General features: G+C 36.6%; 14 protein-coding genes. 13 read left to right on the top strand and 1 reads right to left on the bottom strand.

Annotated features, from left to right (window positions below):
* The first annotated feature begins 147 nt into the window (after window positions 1–147).
* From QJV49_RS02910 to QJV49_RS02880, 7 genes are all read left to right on the top strand, one after another.
* Window positions 148–1,389 (top strand): ammonium transporter, encoded by a 1,242-nt coding sequence (locus tag QJV49_RS02910; protein ID WP_225512072.1) that lies wholly within the window; start codon window positions 148–150, stop codon window positions 1,387–1,389.
* Window positions 1,390–1,520: 131 nt separating this feature from the next.
* On the top strand, window positions 1,521–1,862 hold the full coding sequence (locus tag QJV49_RS02905) for a P-II family nitrogen regulator (protein ID WP_225512073.1): 342 nt from the start codon (window positions 1,521–1,523) through the stop codon (window positions 1,860–1,862).
* A 330-nt stretch (window positions 1,863–2,192) separates the two neighbouring features.
* Complete coding sequence (gene murD, locus QJV49_RS02900; protein ID WP_225512074.1) at window positions 2,193–3,545, top strand: UDP-N-acetylmuramoyl-L-alanine--D-glutamate ligase; 1,353 nt, start codon at window positions 2,193–2,195, stop codon at window positions 3,543–3,545.
* 215 nt (window positions 3,546–3,760) lie between these two features.
* Window positions 3,761–4,834, top strand: coding sequence for an undecaprenyldiphospho-muramoylpentapeptide beta-N-acetylglucosaminyltransferase (murG, locus tag QJV49_RS02895; protein ID WP_225512075.1), 1,074 nt, complete (start codon window positions 3,761–3,763; stop codon window positions 4,832–4,834).
* A complete protein-coding gene (locus QJV49_RS02890; protein WP_225512076.1) occupies window positions 4,835–6,013 on the top strand; it encodes a cell division protein FtsQ/DivIB in 1,179 nt (392 codons plus the stop codon). It begins immediately after the preceding gene.
* A gap of 149 nt (window positions 6,014–6,162) precedes the next feature.
* Entirely contained in the window at window positions 6,163–7,476 is a 1,314-nt protein-coding gene (gene obgE, locus QJV49_RS02885) for a GTPase ObgE (RefSeq protein WP_225512077.1), read from the top strand.
* Between the two features lie 27 nt (window positions 7,477–7,503).
* Window positions 7,504–7,674, top strand: coding sequence for a hypothetical protein (locus QJV49_RS02880; RefSeq protein WP_225512078.1), 171 nt, complete (start codon window positions 7,504–7,506; stop codon window positions 7,672–7,674).
* A 34-nt stretch (window positions 7,675–7,708) separates the two neighbouring features.
* On the opposite strand, the gene QJV49_RS02875 is transcribed toward QJV49_RS02880, so the two are convergent.
* On the bottom strand, window positions 7,709–8,326 hold the full coding sequence (locus QJV49_RS02875; protein WP_225512079.1) for a hypothetical protein: 618 nt from the start codon (window positions 8,324–8,326) through the stop codon (window positions 7,709–7,711).
* 607 nt (window positions 8,327–8,933) lie between these two features.
* Between QJV49_RS02875 and QJV49_RS02870 the strand changes: the two genes are divergently transcribed.
* Genes QJV49_RS02870 through QJV49_RS02845 form a run of 6 tightly spaced genes read left to right on the top strand, consistent with a single transcriptional unit; the run spans window position 8,934 to window position 17,540 of the window.
* The gene (locus QJV49_RS02870) at window positions 8,934–9,239 is read left to right on the top strand and encodes a cell surface protein (protein ID WP_225512080.1); all 306 of its coding nucleotides are present in this window, start codon (window positions 8,934–8,936) and stop codon (window positions 9,237–9,239) included.
* Between the two features lie 60 nt (window positions 9,240–9,299).
* The gene (locus tag QJV49_RS02865; protein ID WP_225512081.1) at window positions 9,300–10,145 is read left to right on the top strand and encodes a WxL domain-containing protein; all 846 of its coding nucleotides are present in this window, start codon (window positions 9,300–9,302) and stop codon (window positions 10,143–10,145) included.
* 28 nt (window positions 10,146–10,173) lie between these two features.
* Complete coding sequence (locus QJV49_RS02860; RefSeq protein WP_225512082.1) at window positions 10,174–10,965, top strand: WxL domain-containing protein; 792 nt, start codon at window positions 10,174–10,176, stop codon at window positions 10,963–10,965.
* Between the two features lie 37 nt (window positions 10,966–11,002).
* Window positions 11,003–11,761 (top strand): WxL domain-containing protein, encoded by a 759-nt coding sequence (locus QJV49_RS02855; RefSeq protein WP_225512083.1) that lies wholly within the window; start codon window positions 11,003–11,005, stop codon window positions 11,759–11,761.
* Window positions 11,762–11,798: 37 nt separating this feature from the next.
* Window positions 11,799–12,554 carry a WxL domain-containing protein gene (locus QJV49_RS02850; protein WP_225512084.1) on the top strand — a complete coding sequence of 252 codons (756 nt, stop codon included), beginning with the start codon at window positions 11,799–11,801 and terminating at the stop codon, window positions 12,552–12,554.
* 36 nt (window positions 12,555–12,590) lie between these two features.
* Entirely contained in the window at window positions 12,591–17,540 is a 4,950-nt protein-coding gene (locus QJV49_RS02845; protein ID WP_225512085.1) for a hypothetical protein, read from the top strand.
* The last annotated feature ends 39 nt before the right edge of the window (window positions 17,541–17,579 follow it).

The following is a 17,579-nucleotide window of genomic DNA, read 5'->3' as shown; positions in this document are numbered from 1 at the left end:
TTGTGGTGCATGTTATATTTTGTAACATCAAATGCAAAAATAATTGACTTGTTTGGAAAATTGTGTTATATTTTATTACATGATTAAATTATCAGAAAATATTGATAATATTCTGTTTTAATCTCGAACTTTTAAAGGAGAAATTTTATGGACACAGGCTCAATTGCATTTATTTTAATTTGTGCGGCATTGGTATTTTTGATGACGCCTGCATTAGCATTTTTTTATGGGGGACTTGGACGCCGAAAAAATGTGTTAAACACAATGATGATGTCTCTGGCACCAATGGCCCTGGCTTCTATTTTATGGGTAATTATTGGCTTCTCATTTTCATTTTCAGGAAGCAATAGTTGGATTGGTGATTTCAACCATTTGTTTATGAATGGCGTGGACATGGCTAAAAATTCACTTTTTCCTGCTAATCATATTCCAGATGGCCTTTTTTCTGGTTTTCAAATGATGTTCTCGATTATCACAGTAGCTCTAATTACGGGATCTGTTGTTGGAAGAATGAGATTTACACCAATTTTGATTTTTATGACTGCTTGGTTAATTTTAGTTTATTATCCTTTGGCTCATATGGTTTGGGGCGGTGGATTTTTGGCTCAGATTCATGCGATTGACTTTGCAGGTGGAGATGTTGTTCATATTTCCAGTGGGGTGACAGGACTTGTACTCGCTTTAGTGCTTGGAAAACGTCGAGATTATGAGCGTTTAGATTATCGTCCACATAATATTCCTTTTGTTGTTTTGGGCGCTGGCCTCCTATGGTTTGGTTGGTTCGGCTTTAATGCTGGGTCAGCACTTACTGCTAATGGTGTGGCAATTAACGCTTTTATGACGACTAATACGGCGGCAGCGGCAGCAATGTTTTCATGGATGATTGTAGAAAAAATATTGATTGGTAAACCTTCAATTGTTGGTGCTTGTTCTGGTGCGGTAGTTGGATTGGTTGCGATTACTCCAGGTGCAGGTTTTGTTTCTCTATGGTCATCATTAATTATTGGTCTTTTGGTCAGTCCTTTGTCATACTTTATGATTTCTGTAGTTAAAAAGAAATTGGGATATGATGATGCTTTAGATGCTTTTGGTTGTCACGGCATTGGCGGGATGTTTGGCGGAATTATGACAGGAATTTTTGCAACGCCAGCTTTGGCACCAGAAAAAGGTTATGCTGGTTTAATCTATGGTTCTGGGAAATTACTTTTGGCTAATGTATCTGCGGTTATCTTCACAGTTATTTTTACTGCTCTTGTAAGCTGGGTCATTATTAAAGTAATTGCCTTGTTTATGCCAATTCGTGTGTCTGACCGTGCTGAAGCTATTGGACTTGACGACAGTGAGCACGAAGAAACTGCTTATCCAACCTTCTTAGGTTTGGATTCTTAAGTTTAATTTTACTGACAGATATTTCTTATATAAAATTGTGAGTTTGTCAGTAAAATCAATTTTGAGTGATGTTTTTGAAGTATACTGACAAGTCTGTCAGTAAAAATGTAAGATACAAAGAGAGAAAAAATATGAAAAAAATTGAAGCGATTATTCGGACAGATAAATTAGAAGATTTGAAAGCGGCCTTATCAGACAATGGCTTAGTGCATGGGATGACAGTTTCTCAAGTTTTGGGTTATGGTGAACAAAAAGGATTTACAGAATATGTTCGTGGTCAACGAATTGAAACTACTTTACTTTCTAAGTTAAAAATAGAAATTGTATCAATCGATGAAAAAGTTGATGACATTGTTAATGTGATTATTAAAGCAGTCCAAACGGGTGAAGTGGGAGATGGGAAAATCTTCATTCAACCTGTTGAGCGTGTAATTCGAATTAGAACCTTAGAAGAAGATGCTCAAGCGCTCTAAGTATCATACTTTATAACAGGATAAAGTGTAAATTCTTAGAAAGCCCTTTCCAGATTCACTACTGCTGACTCTCAGTGTAATAACTAGCATATTTGTAAGTCAGCAAAGCTAACAACGACTTTTCTAGGTTGGAAATGATTCTTCTTGATGAGTTCTATCTTATTAAAAATTAAGCTGACAAATAGGTCAGCTTTTTGTATTTTTTTGAAAAAATTACTGACAGACTTGTCAGTAAATAAGACTGTTGAAAAAAAGCCCGATTAGGGGTAAAATAGATTAGATAAAGTCGTCAGTGAAATATTTTACTGACAACTTAAAAAGGAATAGAAAATGAAAAAAATAACGAAATTTAAAGATCAAAAAATCTTAGTTCTTGGACTTGCCCGTTCTGGAATGGCTGCCGCCCTTGTGCTCAATGAGTTGGGTGCGATTGTTACGGTCAATGATGGCAAACCTTTTGAAGAAAATAAAGAAGCGCAATTACTTTTAGAAGAAGGGATTAAAGTCATCACAGGGAGTCATCCTATTGATTTATTGGATGAAGATTTTGCACTAATGGTAAAAAATCCAGGAATTCGTTATGATAATCCAATGGTTGAACGAGCTGAAGCATTGAAGATTCCCGTAATTACTGAGGTTGAACTTGCTTATCTCATTAGTGAGGCTCCAATTATTGGAATTACCGGAACCAATGGGAAAACAACGACGACAACATTGATTGCTGATATTTTAAATGCCGATGGTCAGTCAGCAAAATTGTCAGGGAATATTGGTTTTCCAGCTTCAGAAGTAGCCGAAAAAGCGAGTGCTTCTGATACATTAGTGATGGAACTTTCAAGTTTTCAATTGATGGGCATTGATACCTTCCACCCTAAAATTGCCTTAATTACAAATTTATTTTCAGCTCATTTAGACTATCATGGTTCGCAAAAGGCATATGAAGCTGCAAAATGGCGAATTCAAGAAAATATGACTTCAGATGATTTTTTGATTCTCAATTTTAATCAAGAAAAGTGCCGTAATTTGGCTGACAAAACGAAAGCGACTGTTTTTGCTTTTTCAACAAAAGAAAAAGTTAATGGTGCCTATTCTAAAGATGGAAAAATTTATTTTAATGATGAATATATCATGGAAGTTTCTGAACTTTCACTTCCTGGTGAGCATAATCTAGAAAATGCTTTAGCTGCTATTGTAGCTTCAAAATTACAAGGGACAAAAAATGAAGCGATTGTAGAAGTGCTGACGAGTTTTGCTGGCGTAAAACATCGTTTGCAATATCTTGGCGAAATTGATGGTCGTAAAGTCTATAACGACAGCAAGGCAACCAATATTTTGGCTACTCAAAAAGCACTTTCTGGTTTTGATAATAGTAAACTTTGGCTTTTAGCTGGTGGACTTGATCGTGGAAATGGTTTTGAAGAGTTAGAAAAAGACTTGCAAGATTTGAAAGGAATGGTTGTTTTTGGTCAAACAGCAAATAAATTACGTTTGACTGCAGAAAAATTGAATATTCCCGTTTTTGATAGTGAAAATGTTGCAAAAGCCCTCGAAGAAATTCTACCTCAAACGCAAGCAGGAGATACAATTTTACTTAGTCCAGCTTGCGCAAGTTGGGACCAATATAAAACTTTTGAAGAACGCGGCGATTTATTCATCCAAGCCTTTGAAAATTTGAAAAAATAAAAGTACTGACAACTATTGAATTAATTTATGTTAAAATTAATTTTACTGACAGAAAGAATAATTACGATTCATCTTGCTGACAGCTATCAGATTTAATTTGTACTTTATTTCTATCATTATTTTTTGGGTTATCCTCATGGAGAACAAGGACTTAATGAACCTTAGGTACAAAAATATTTGTCAGAGAATCCCCAAACTATTGGAGAAAAACAAACATGCGAATTATCATTACAGGTGGCGGCACAGGCGGTCATATTTATCCAGCGCTAGCTTTCCTTAAGTATTTGGAAAAAGTAGAACCAGATACAGAAGTTCTTTATATTGGAACGAAAAAAGGCTTGGAGGCAAAAATTGTCCCTCAAGCAGGAATTAAATTAAAAACAGTTGATATCCAAGGATTACGTCGTTCGCTTAGTCCTCAAAATTTAAAAACAGCTTATAAGTTTTTTAAATCTGTCTCAGATGCAAAAAAAATTATGAAAGAATTTAAACCAGATGTTGTTTTGGGAACTGGTGGATATGTGGCAGGACCAGTTGTTTATGCTGCTGCGCAATTAAAAATTCCAACAATTATACATGAAGGAAATTCTTTCCCAGGAATAACTAATCGTTTCCTTGCTAAAAAAGTTGACCGAATTGCAGTAGGTTTTCATGCGGCAGAACAATATTTTCCAGCGAGTAAAACGACTTTTACTGGAAATCCAAGGGCACAAGAAGTTGCAGATGCAGCGGCTCAAGTAGAAAAATTTGAAGAGCCAACGGTTGTTATTTTTGGTGGCTCACGTGGCGCTTTAAAACTTAATAATGCCTTTATTGAAGCCCTTCCTGAATTAGCACAACGTTCATTTAAAACCGTTTATGCTTCAGGAGATATTTATTATGATGATTACAAGGAAACTTTTAATCAATATAAAGAAAATTCTAATTTAGATATTCGTCCTTATATTAATAATATGACAGAACTTTTAGCAAAAAGTCAGCTCTTTTTAGGACGGTCTGGGTCAACAACCATTGCTGAAGTTACAGCTTTGGGCTTACCAGCCGTTTATGTCCCAAGTCCAAATGTGACAGCTGACCAACAGACTAAAAATGCTCAAGAATACGTTGACCAAGGTGCAGCTATTATCATCAAAGATGAAGACCTAACGGGTCAAACTTTGGTTGAAGCTATTTCAAATATACTTGAAAATAATGAGAAGTATCAAGAAATGCAAGCAGCTAGTCTAAAAGCGGGCGTTCCAGATGCTAGCCAACGCCTTTACAATCTAGTGAAAGAAATTAGTAAATAAATGAGTGAAAAAGATAATAACTTAACCCCTTGGCAGCAAAAACATCTTGAATATCAGAAAAGAAAAGCAGAAGAAGCCAAAAAAGAAAAGAAAGCAAATCAACCTAAAAAGGTTCATTTTTCTTCACCTTTTCTTAAAAGTCTCCCAAAAACTGAAAATAACTTTGATGACACTAGAGACGAAGCTGAGTCAGCTGAGTTGTTAGACGAAGACTTTGAAACTAATAACGAAGAAAGTCAATCAAGAGAAGCTCCGATTGAAAACGAAAAAATTATTGCTCAGTTAGAACAACTTTCTCAAGAGAATGAATATGAGTACGAAGAAGAGCAAATCAAAAGACTTTCGAGATTTTCTTCTTTATTTAAAGGTTCAGCTCCACTTTTAAAGAAAATGTGGCCAGCCTTAGCAATTGTTGTTCTGGTATTCGTTGGCTCTCTTTATTTGATTTCACCTCTAAGCAAAATATCAACTTTTAGTGTTTCCGGAAATGCGAATGAAAGTAGCGAACAAGTTGCATTAGCTTCAGGAATTCAAACAAGTGATAGTATTTTTAATATCCTAAATAATAAGGAAAAAATAGAAGCAACAATCGAACAAAAATTTCCTAGAATTTCTGCCGTTACAATCAATTACCATTTTCCTAATCGTTTTGAGGCCATTGTAAAAGAACATACAAACAGTGTCTATGTCAAACGTAACAACCAAACTTACCTTGTCTTAAATAACGGTTATGTTATTACAACACCAGTTGATGCAACTAAGCTTGAAAAATTGCCAGTTTTACAAAATTTTAATGATGAAGAAGTTAAAACTTTTGTAAATGCTTATGAAACGCTTAAACCAGCAATAAAATCACTGATGACTAATGTTACTAAAACTCCTACAGATGCGACGAAAGATTTCATTGCCATTGATATGAGTGACGGAAATCAGGTTCGAGTTTCATTGAGTCAATTAGCTGACCGCCTGCCATATTATCCAAGCGTTGCTAAGCAAGTTCAAGCACCGCAAGTTGTAGATATGGAAGCAGGTATTTATACGAAGCCAAAAGCTGCTTATGATGCTTATCTTTCACAATTATCTACCTCAAAATCAGCATCTATTTCTGCCCAAAATGCGAAAAAGACTGATGCAAGTAGTGAAAATACTGCCCAAAGCACAACAACAAGTTCAAATTAAAAATAAAAAAAGTGATAATTTAGGATTGTCACTTTTTTAGCACAGAGCAAGCTATAAAAATAGCCGATAAAATGCTATAATAGATAGCACGCATTTTTGTGGAAAAATAATAAATAAACTATATAAAGAAAATTTAGAGGAGAAACTGTATGTCTTTGTTTTTAGATACAGCACGAATTGAAGTAAAAGCTGGTAAAGGTGGCGATGGTGCAGTTGCTTTTCGCCGTGAAAAATATGTTCCAGATGGTGGACCTGCCGGTGGTGATGGAGGTAAAGGCGGTTCTGTAATCTTTAAAGTTGATGAAGGAATGTCAACTTTGATGGATTTCCGTTATAACCGTATTTTCCGTGGTAAACCAGGTGAAAAAGGGATGAACAAAGGAATGCACGGTCGTGGAGCCGAAGATTTGATTGTTCATGTGCCTCAAGGAACGACTGTTAAAGATAACGAAACTGGTGACGTTTTAGTTGACTTAATCGAAAAAGATCAAGAATTTGTGGTTGCTAAAGGTGGACGTGGTGGACGTGGAAATATTCGTTTTGCCACACCACGTAACCCAGCACCTGAGGTAGCAGAAAATGGAGAACCAGGTGAAGATAAAATTCTACTTTTGGAACTTCGTGTATTAGCAGATGTTGGTTTAGTTGGTTTCCCATCTGTTGGTAAATCAACATTATTATCCGTTGTTTCAAATGCGCGTCCTAAAATTGGTGCTTACCATTTCACAACGATTACTCCTAATATCGGAATGGTTCAAGTAGGCTATGGAGATAGTTTTGTTATGGCAGATATGCCAGGATTGATTGAAGGAGCACACTCTGGTGCAGGACTTGGAATTCAATTCTTGCGTCATATTGAGCGTACACGTGTCCTACTTCATATCCTCGATATGTCGGAACTTGAAGGGCGAGATCCATACGAAGATTACAAAACAATCAATGATGAATTAGAATCTTACAATTTACGTTTGATGGAGCGTCCACAAATTATTGTTGCCAATAAGATGGATATGCCCGAAGCCGCAGAGCGTTTAGCAGAATTTAAAGAAAAATTGGCTGCTGATTTAGGTCCAGATAAAGAAATGCCTGAAATTTTCGAAGTTTCTGGTTTGACTAAAACAGGCCTTCAAGGTTTGCTTGCACGCACAAGTGAATTACTTGCACAAACACCAGAATTCTTACTTTATGACGAAGATGAAATGGCTGATGAAACGGCTTATTACGGCTTTGAAGAAGAAGAAAAACCATTTAAAGTTTCTCGTGATGATGATGGTGGATGGCGCTTATCTGGTGATAAGATTGAAAGGCTCTTTATCATGACTAATTTTGATCATGATGAATCAGTTATGAAATTTGCTCGTCAAATGCGTGCAATGGGCGTTGATGAAACGCTTCGTTCAATGGGAGCCAAGGATGGCGACTATGTTAGAATTCAAAAATTTGAATTTGAATTTGTAGATTAAAAATTTCAATATTTTCGGAGATTAAAAATGGGATTTAAAATTATTGGTGACCGTGACAAAGACGGAAATTTTATTGCCTCAGCCGATTATTGGACCGATGAACGGATTGACGAATTGTTAAAAAAATACAATCCTCATGGTAAATTGACTTTATCAAAGGCTAATCAAAAGAAAAATGATGAAAAAAAGACTGATTAATTCAGTCTTTTTTTTACTGACAGAACAAATATTTTCACTGACAGCTAGAATAGTGATTTCTGTCAGTAATTTTAGGTTCAATTATTTCTTGAAAAATAACTTTATTGACCGTTTGGGATTGGTCAGCAACTTTATAGAGCGCATTACGTTGAAGGGTTTGAACTTGAAAAGTAGGAGTGATATTCAAAGATTTATTCAGATTATCAGTAATAATTTGATTGGGGTTAAAAGAAATATCATCGGGAATCAAAGAAAGAATTGCCGATTTTTCATAGTAGCGTTCAGAGATGTTTTGATTTGCGACATGAAAACTTAAAGCTTTAGGTACTTTGGGGTTATCAATAGGAAATCCAGCAATAACAGCATTAAAAGAAATATGTTGACCAAAATTAACTTGCTTACTTTTATATTTTTCAAGTTCAGCTCTAAGCAAAAGCTCAGCTTCCTCAAAATTTAAATTAGGTTGATAATAAAATTTCTTGCGAATATTATTGGTAATCAATTCAAATCCGGTAATTCCAACAACGAACCCATTTGGATTACTTTCAAATTTTTTAAAATGACTTTGGGTAAGAACTTCGTTGGTTGTAATTTGTCCATCTGAAATAATACTGATGAAATCCGGCAACATAACAATATTTATAAAACTCATGGTATAAAATCCTTAAAAATTCTGTCAGCAAAGTATTTAGTAAATTTTACTGACAGAAGAAGTGGTTGATTTTCAAATGTTTCTTATCATTGTATCACTTTTGGGAAATTTTATACTATTTTTTTTCATATTAAAAAACAATTAAATGATACTAAAAAACAATTTATGAAGTAATAAATTGTTTTTTAGTAAATATAAAGATGAATTAGAAAAAATAGCAGAAAAAAAACTCTAATTATTGGTGTTCTTTACGAAAAACTTCAATTTTTCGGAAAGAACACTAGTTAACTTATCAAATTTTCACTCTAGAATTACTTTGTAACTAAAAAAATTAGATACATACAACTATATTATATAATAATTAATTATTTTGTACAAGATTAACTACACGATTATTAAAAAATATATCTGTAAAATTACACATTACTCAATTACCTAAACAAATCAAGACCTAAAATTGAGCAAAAACATTGCAATACAATGAAAAAATTTCCGAAAAATTGAAGTTTTTCTGAAAATTACATTAGAATTTATAGAGAAAGAGAGGTCTTTTATTGATTACAAAGATAAAAGTTTGTAAATGTAAAGATTAAGAAAGGAAAGAATATTGAAAAAATTAGTATTAATTATTTTATTGCTATTCTCATCGTCAAATTTATTGACGAGCATGGCTTCAGCAGATACAACAAGTTATGATACAAAAGGTCAAGTCGGATTTACGGGAAATTGGGTAGGACCAGAATCAAGTTCAAGTAGTAAAGAAAATCCTAAAAAAGACCTTCCAATTACTCAGACCATACTCCCAAAAACAGGAGATATGGAATTCTCATCAATGGTAACTAGTTATGTTGGCTTATTAATTTTGGCAAGCATAATAGTTTATAAAAAAGAAAGAGGGAGGTTAACTTTATAGAAAATAAATAATAGTCGATTACTGCACCTTTTTTAAGGATAAAACAAATGGAGAAACTTAATGGATAAACTAATTTTAAAATCAACAACACTTCTTGCCGGCATACTGATTTCTGCCCCTATGATAATCACAACCGCTAGTGCGGCGACTACAGGTGGGGATTACACTTCAAGTGCAAATTTGACTTTGCAAGCAGGAACTGGTCCAGTCGACCCTCTTGATCCAACAGACCCAACCAATCCTGTAACACCAGTCGACCCAGGTACTCCAGGTGCTTCTGGAAATCTTACTGTCGATTATGGTTCAACCCTTTACTTCGGAACCCAATCAATTTCCACTCAATCTAAAACTTATTATGCACATCCTGATATGGTAAAAGATCAATCTAACGCTGTAAAAGTAGTGCCTAACTATGCTCAAGTAACAGACCAATCAGGTGAGCTATCAGGTTGGACATTAAGTTTAACACAAGCTTCAGATCTTCATATGGCTACTGGAACTTCAACAGATCCTGGATATGCACTTAGTGGTGCACAAATTAGCTTTACCGGTGGTACTCTCATTGGAGGAAATGGTATTACCGCTGGGAAGCCAAGTGATGTTGTCGCTTCAGGAACGCTCACACCAGGAGTAGCAACAAAACTAGTTTCAGCTGCAAAAAATGAAGGAGCAGGAACTTGGTTGTATAATTTTGGTGATGTAGATGCCTATGATGCAAGTTCAGTTGATACAGCCAATACCACAGATCATACTAAAGTGGCGACAAAATCAGCAATTAGTTTGGCTGTTCCTGCAGGTTTGATTGAGAAAGCGGCACCATATACTACAGATTTGTATTGGAGCTTGCAAGCCGTTCCAGGAAATGATTGGGATGGAAATACATCTGCGGTTACACCGGCACCATAAGTCTGATTTTGATAAAAGGAGAGATTAAATGAATAAAATTTTATTAAAATCAACGGTACTAGTAACTACTGCATTAATCGTGGGACCAATAATTGCCAGTGAAGCTGATGCCGCAAGCACCGGTGGAGATTATACATCAAATGGATATGTTAACTTTGCTGAAGGAGATAATACTGGAATTAACCCTGTTGATCCTTTAGACCCCTCTGTCCCTGTAGGACCAACAAATCCTGATGGTACTGACCCAACACCCGGAACAGGAGGAGCACTTTCAATCGATTTTGCTTCAAGTCTAAGTTTTGGAACACAAAAAATTTCTTCAAATGATGCCACATACTATGCTCATGCACAGTGGATTAGCAAAGATAAAGATGGAAGTGCAGTTGATATTACACGTCCTAATTATGTTCAAGTTACTGATACACGTGGAACCTGGGATGGGTGGACCTTGACTGTTGCAGAATCCGATCAATTTCAAAATGCTTCAGGAGACAAGCTAACCGGAGCAGAACTATCTTTTAGTAAAGGTTATACCGATGGAACCACTGCTGCAAAACCCGGTTACATCAATAGCACTAGTTTTGTTGTTAGTACAGCTGCTAGCAAAATTTTAGGAGCTGGTTCAAATCAAGGGATGGGAACTTGGGTATATGGCCTAGGAGCTAACGCAGATTATCAAGAAAATGGTGGAGCGCATCTGGGTAATGAAGCAGTTTCTACAGCATCACCAATCAGTCTTAAAGTTATTGCTGGTACAAATAAGGCGACTTCATATACGACACAATTAATTTGGTCCTTAACGAATACCCCAGGAAATTAAATGTCTATAATTTCTAAACTATGAAAAGGAGGGTACTATGAAAAAAATAAGATGGTTAAGTGTACCTCTCATATTAATGACATTAGGATTGGAAATTCGAGTTAATGCAGCAGAAGTCCAAAGCTATAATTCGCAAGGAATAGTTGGTTTTGGGCCAGGTAACGGAATTCAACCTCCTGTTGATCCTAACAAACCTGATCCAACTTTACCTGTATTTCCACAAAATCCAGATGGTTCAAAGCCTAATCCAGGGGGAAATGGCTCACTGACTATTGATTTTGCTTCAAGTTTTGACTTTGGGAATCATAAAATTTCTAATAAAGATCAAACATACTTAGCTAAAGCCCAAAAGTATTTTGATTCTGAAGTTTTAACACCGAATTATGTTCAAGTAACCGATCGTCGAGGAACATTTGCCGGTTGGAACTTAAAAGTAGTCGAGAAAACACAATTTACTCAAATTGACTCAGGCCCTCAGAAGTACAAAGTACTTAAAGGAGCAACGATAAATTTAAAAAGTTCAGAAACAGCTTCTTTTACCAATGAAAAATCTCCCAAAACACAAACAATTTTGGGACTTATTCCCGGTGTTGAAACTCAAGTAGCTCTTGCCTCAACTGGCGAAGGAGCTGGAACTTGGGTAATTCGATGGGGGAACGATTCAATGGTCACTGAAGATGGCTTAACAACAGCAGTTTCATTATTTGTTCCTGGAGATACCCCCAAGGATGCGACTGCTTATACTACAACTTTGAATTGGATATTGTCTGATTTACCGACAAACGTACCAAATTAATTTGTAAAACACATTATTATAGAAAAGAGGACATTATATGTCTAAATCAGTAACAAAATATATCTCTCTAGCAACATTAGGGATATTAGCAGTATCAGTAACCCCACAACTTGCCAGCGCAGCAACAACACAATCATATGGTACGCAAGGAGAAGTGACTTTTACCGCTGGAACAGATACCACAGGTCCAGTTGACCCGCAAGACCCAACCGTTCCAGTAAAACCAACTGAGCCAGATGGTGTAAATCCAGGAGGACCGACAATGCCTGATAGTGGTTTAACCATTGTCTATGCCTCAAGTTTTGATTTTGGAAGTCATCCTGTAAGCAATAAAGCAGAAGTTTACAACGCTGCTGCACAAAAATTAGATGATAATACGACACGTACTAACTATGTTCAAGTAGCAGATAATCGTGGGACTTTCTCAGGTTGGAATTTAAAAGTTCAAATGACCGACTTCACAACAGCAGATAGTAATTTAGTAGCAAACGGTCACGGTACATTAACAGGAGCAACAGTGACTCTAGGTGATGCTGAGATTCAAGGAGCTGGTACAGCAAACCCAGCAGATATTTCTTCAGCTACTACAGTTTTGACACCTGGGGTACAATCGGCAACAATATTGGGAGCAACGGCTGGTCACGGCTCTGGTAATAGTTTGCTTGACTTTGGGGGGAAAGATGGAGCCACAAAAGACACAGCCATCAAACTTTCTGTTCCAGCAGGTGTGGCAGGTGCAGCCAAGTATACAGCAGATTTAACCTGGACACTTGACGATACACCATCTAATTAATATTTTTAGTGGTGAGAAACAAGCAAGGGAGATTTCATGCAAAGAAAATATAAATTTAAACTTGTGACTTTTATAATGTTGCTATCACTGTTACCGACTATAAATTTTAACGGATTTTATCCAGAGAAGAATAAAGTAAATGTTAAGATAAATTCTCTTGAAAAGATGCTTTCTTCTCAAGGGGTGTCAGCAGCAACTCAGACACTTATAAATAGTCAAAGCGTGAGTCCCAGTGGCACTACTTTCAATGGAAATTCAGTTTCACAACCAAGTCGTACCCCACTTCCACAAAATTCAGTTGAAGATGCAATAATGCCTAATAGCTTTGGATGGCAACAAACTATTGCTAATCTAACGTTACCAACTAATCAAGTTACTGCTGTACAAAATGGAACAATTATAGGAAGTTATCCAACTACAGATGCTGGTGTTCAACAAGCACTTTATGCCATGTATAGCGCAACTAATGCCAACGCTTCAGATTTTGTCTTATACTATGGAGCCAATACAACACTAAGTAATTCAGTTCTAAAAGTAGTAGTTTCTAATCCAAGTGCGACTAATATGACATTTAGCACACTAAAAGGGCATGCTAAAAGTTTAACCTGGATTTCAAATCCAGCTGATCTACTTACGAGCTCAAATAGTTCTCAGCCCACAGGAATAAATTATACTGTGACCCTACCTTCAAATGTCTATTTTGGAGTTCCAACTGTTTTTCGTAATGTAACCGTAGCTGCAAGTGGAGATAATATTTTTGCCCAAGGAAATGCATTTGCAACAACGAATGGATCATGGATAACTGGTGCTCCTAACATTTATGGTGGAACTGACAATAGTGATATATCTGGGAATACAAACTTATATATTGGAGCAACCGGAAGTACTGCAGGCTGGAATATTTATGGTGGTAATGCATCAGCTGGAACAATATCTGGCAATACTCATGTTACGATTGCACAGTCATCATCTACTATAAATAGTGTAACTGGTGGAAGTGCATCAGGAGCAACAATTTCAGGGAATACAAACCTTGATATAAGTGGAGCTATTGCTTCTCAGATAACAAATATCTACGGTGGTGGAATTGGTACTTCTAATTCTCCTGTTAATGTGAATGGGAATGTCACAACTTATGTTAACTCAACAAATGGAAGTGCAAGATACCAACTTTATCAAGGTGGAACAGTTTATGGAAATATAGGTGGTTCAATCTATAATACTTTAAGTGGGGCAGGAGGATGGACTGGCGCAACTAGTAATATAAATGGTGCTGGTGGTCCAGCATCAACTTTTAACGGAGGTTCATTCCAAGGGAATATAGGGACATCTGGTGCCGGAAATGTTATCTCAAATAGTTACAATACATCATCCTTCACAACAGGTCAAGCTTTATTTACAGGTGGTAATGCTGGAACAGGCGCTTCATATGCTCAGGCAACCAACTCCACTACCGCGGCTCAAGGGATATTATATGCTAATATTACTAACTATATTAAATCTGCTTTTACAACTGGAACAGCTGGGGCAGTTTATGGAATAGTTGGTGGTAATGGTCATGATTCTCTAAAAATTTCTCCATCACAATGGGGACTTGGAAGTCAGACTGGTCTTGATAGTGCAGTTGGTGTAACAGATGCTAAAGCTTATGGACAGATTCCATCTACTACTGTAGTTTCAAATGCCCAAAAAATTACTAGTAATGCAATTTATGGCGATGTTTATACTTGGTTACAATCAGGTGTTATGTCAACAACATCGGGTGGTGGAGCAAACGATTGGACAGGTTATTCATATGGTGCAAGTTCAAATGGGTATCTTCAAGGACAATCAGTTTTAGAAGCTGGAACGGCAAATGCTGATAATTCTGTTGGAGGTGCCGGAGTAGTATATTGTAGTGCCATGGGAGGTACCGCAGAAACAACTCTGGCAGCCCAAGGAACAGTTGCTTATGGTAAAACTGATACAAGTTCTGCCATTAATTCCGGCTGGGATTTATGGGGAGGCGGAGGGACGGTATGGACCTATCGTCAAGCCTTTTTACAAAACGGTAATTCCTATCTTATTCACAATAATGATATTGCCCGTTGGACCTATGGAGGTCAATCTAATGGTAGTCAGGTCGGAAATTCATACAATATTTTGAATGGGGCTATTGTTGATACTCTTGAAGGCGGTGGTTATACCGCAACTACAAAATGGGGAAATACTACAGCACAAGTCAATCAAGGTCAAGTAAATTGGTTCTTGTCAGGCGGTTCTTGGGGAGATTTATATAATACTGGGAGTGCAACAGTAAACGTTTATAACGGATATATCAACGCTATTACTGGTGGAAACTATGGCCAAGCTGGAGTAGAGACAATTGCTGGTGATTCTACAGTCAATGTTTATGGGGGTGATTTCTCAGGTTCGCCAAGAACAGGAACTAAGCAACTTTGCGGAGGTCCGTTCTTTAATGGGGCATCCTCGATTTTAGGAAATACAGCCTTAAATGTCGATTTGACAGGTTCAACTGGCTCAAGCTTCCAACTTCCTTCTGGTACATATTTATCTGGAGGAGCAGGTTATAACAATACTGTGACTCACGTTGGTTCTGGAGCAAATAACAGTATTAGTGTCAATATATCAGCAAATGCTACATCTGGGAATGTTTTAAATGGTGCTGTTATTTACGGCGACGGGCAGTCAACAGGTTCAAATAGTACATATACAAATGTTGGTACGATCAACATGACCATTAACGCAGATGGCAACACTGTAGGTTCTGTTTATGCAACTAATTATGTAGCCATGCCAGCTTCAGGTCAAAGATACAATACGAATATAAAAATTGGGGATGGCACTACCATTTCCGGTACGATAACATCCGGAGGAAGTAGTGATAACCTAACTGATGTGATTGCCGCAGCTAATAACAATAAATCGACTATTACATTAGGAAATGGTACTTCACATAATCCAATTACCATTAATGGCTCACTGATCAATTTTAATAGTGCAGAAATTACCGAAAAAGCAGTAGTGAATGTAGTAGGTTCCTTTAAAAATGGAGGTGGAGCTACAGCAGCAAACCACGCTGCAACGTACTCCAAACATGGTTCGATTCAAATGGATACTGATTCTACTCTTGGAGTTACTTCAACATCATCAGTTGTATCAGCAAGCCAATTGGTTGCCTATCCAAATGCAACACTTTCTACACCCTATGTCCAAACATCTGGATTGATTAATTTATCCGATTTAGATCTTTCAACCAATAAGGGTAATCTATTTTGGAAGCCTATTGGTAATCCACCAGCAAGTATTAGTAATACTTATAATGGAGCCTATTGGGGAACACAAGCGGCATTCCCAATTTTGACGTTTAATGGTGGAGATACTTCTACAAAATCTGGTGCAGTAAATATTACTCCTAATAATTTTTCTGGTGTAGATTCAGTAAAAAATTATGCATTTTTAGGGGATTATACAATGTCTTCCCTCTCCACCCCAAGTAATCCAACTTGGATTGGTTATGTTGTTCCAGGGCAGGTACGTGTATATAATACAACTGGTGATGCAGATTCAGGAAATTGGCAACATCATTTAAAATCTAATGTTACAACAGGGAATCCCGTTGCTGGTCAAACGATGCAAGCATGGGCCTCGGTAGCATCTGATACTGATGCAAGTTCGATCAAAGTAATGTATGTGATGGGATATAGTGATAGCACAACAGCTCCCTTTAGCTTCACCGCTAAAGCACCATATTACATAAAATCTAGAACAGCCACGGCATTTGATGGAAAGGTTTTAAATAATTATCCATCAACTAATCCTAATTTTGATGTCAATGCTGGAACTACTGGTGCTACACGTAACTTTGGTACGAGAGACTATTTTGTAGGAAATCAACAAGATGGCACAAACGATCAAGCAATATATGGAAGTTATATTGTACAAAATGTGGCTACTAATAACACCACTAGTCTAAGTGCTGGAAACTATATCCTACCGAATAAAGGTTCGGCAATAAATGCATCATCATTGACTCAAGCACAACTCCAAAAAATTGTTGGTTTAAAAGGAGTGGGTGTAATGACAGATATTACGACGAGTGGTGATCCATTAAGTTCAATAAATAATGCAGGTAATACGATTCAAGATCCTACAACTAGTGATACTAATGTAAAAGATAAATCATATGCAGAAATACCTGTGAGCTGGACTTTGGGAAAAAGTTCTACTAATAGTAACATTGTTGTTGTACCACAGGCAGCAGTTATTTCATCAGATAGTCAGACAGCTCTTAATGTTTATGATGCAAGTATGACAAGTGATGATGCACACGATTTAAAAGATCAAAAAGATCTGGATGGTAATTGGACCTATGCTTTAGCTTTTAAAGCGGATGGAACGATAGAAGAACCAGTGATTAGCAGTCCGTCAAATTTGGTTACAACCTTGCAAACTATACAAGCCAATAATCCAATCATTGATGGAGATGGTAATATTCGTCCTGTTACTTATACTTATAATGGATTATCAAAAGATATTACACTTAATTTAACTTTTGGCTCTATAAGTCTTTCTACACCAAATTCTTACGACTTTGGTACATTAGACGTAAGTCCTAAACCATTAATTTCATGGGCCACAAGTCCTGCCAGTGATGTGGTTGTTACTGACACACGGACAGGTTCTGCCTTGAAGCCATGGTATGTGAGTGTCGCACAAACTCAAGATTTAAAAGGTTTGACAAATAATAATAATTTGGCTTCATATCTTTTCTTCAAAGATAGTACAGGAAGTAAAGTAATTACAAGTGATGCCTTACAGATTTATGCCAATACTTCACCAACTACTGGTACTTTTAAGTTAAATCAAAACTGGAATTCAACCTCTGGTGAAGGAATCCAATTGAATATTCCGGTTGATCATCAAGAGAAGGGAACCTATGAGGGAGAATTAACTTGGTCTTTAAATAATGTACCTTCTAATTAGTTGCGTATAGCAATTTTATACAAAGTGGGATTAGCCCTA

This window comes from Lactococcus sp. NH2-7C, assembly GCF_029953655.1.
GTDB lineage: Bacteria > Bacillota > Bacilli > Lactobacillales > Streptococcaceae > Lactococcus > Lactococcus lactis.
Note: the sequence above shows the minus strand (reverse complement) of the source record. Positions and strands in the feature narration are given on the sequence as shown.

Coding starts and splice junctions, on each gene's coding strand:
- QJV49_RS02910 (WP_225512072.1), top strand. CDS start 148: ATGGACACAGGCTCAATTGCATTTATTTTAATTTGTGCGGCATTGGTA.
- QJV49_RS02905 (WP_225512073.1), top strand. CDS start 1,521: ATGAAAAAAATTGAAGCGATTATTCGGACAGATAAATTAGAAGATTTG.
- murD (WP_225512074.1), top strand. CDS start 2,193: ATGAAAAAAATAACGAAATTTAAAGATCAAAAAATCTTAGTTCTTGGA.
- murG (WP_225512075.1), top strand. CDS start 3,761: ATGCGAATTATCATTACAGGTGGCGGCACAGGCGGTCATATTTATCCA.
- QJV49_RS02890 (WP_225512076.1), top strand. CDS start 4,835: ATGAGTGAAAAAGATAATAACTTAACCCCTTGGCAGCAAAAACATCTT.
- obgE (WP_225512077.1), top strand. CDS start 6,163: ATGTCTTTGTTTTTAGATACAGCACGAATTGAAGTAAAAGCTGGTAAA.
- QJV49_RS02880 (WP_225512078.1), top strand. CDS start 7,504: ATGGGATTTAAAATTATTGGTGACCGTGACAAAGACGGAAATTTTATT.
- QJV49_RS02875 (WP_225512079.1), bottom strand. CDS start 8,326: ATGAGTTTTATAAATATTGTTATGTTGCCGGATTTCATCAGTATTATT.
- QJV49_RS02865 (WP_225512081.1), top strand. CDS start 9,300: ATGGATAAACTAATTTTAAAATCAACAACACTTCTTGCCGGCATACTG.
- QJV49_RS02860 (WP_225512082.1), top strand. CDS start 10,174: ATGAATAAAATTTTATTAAAATCAACGGTACTAGTAACTACTGCATTA.
- QJV49_RS02855 (WP_225512083.1), top strand. CDS start 11,003: ATGAAAAAAATAAGATGGTTAAGTGTACCTCTCATATTAATGACATTA.
- QJV49_RS02850 (WP_225512084.1), top strand. CDS start 11,799: ATGTCTAAATCAGTAACAAAATATATCTCTCTAGCAACATTAGGGATA.
- QJV49_RS02845 (WP_225512085.1), top strand. CDS start 12,591: ATGCAAAGAAAATATAAATTTAAACTTGTGACTTTTATAATGTTGCTA.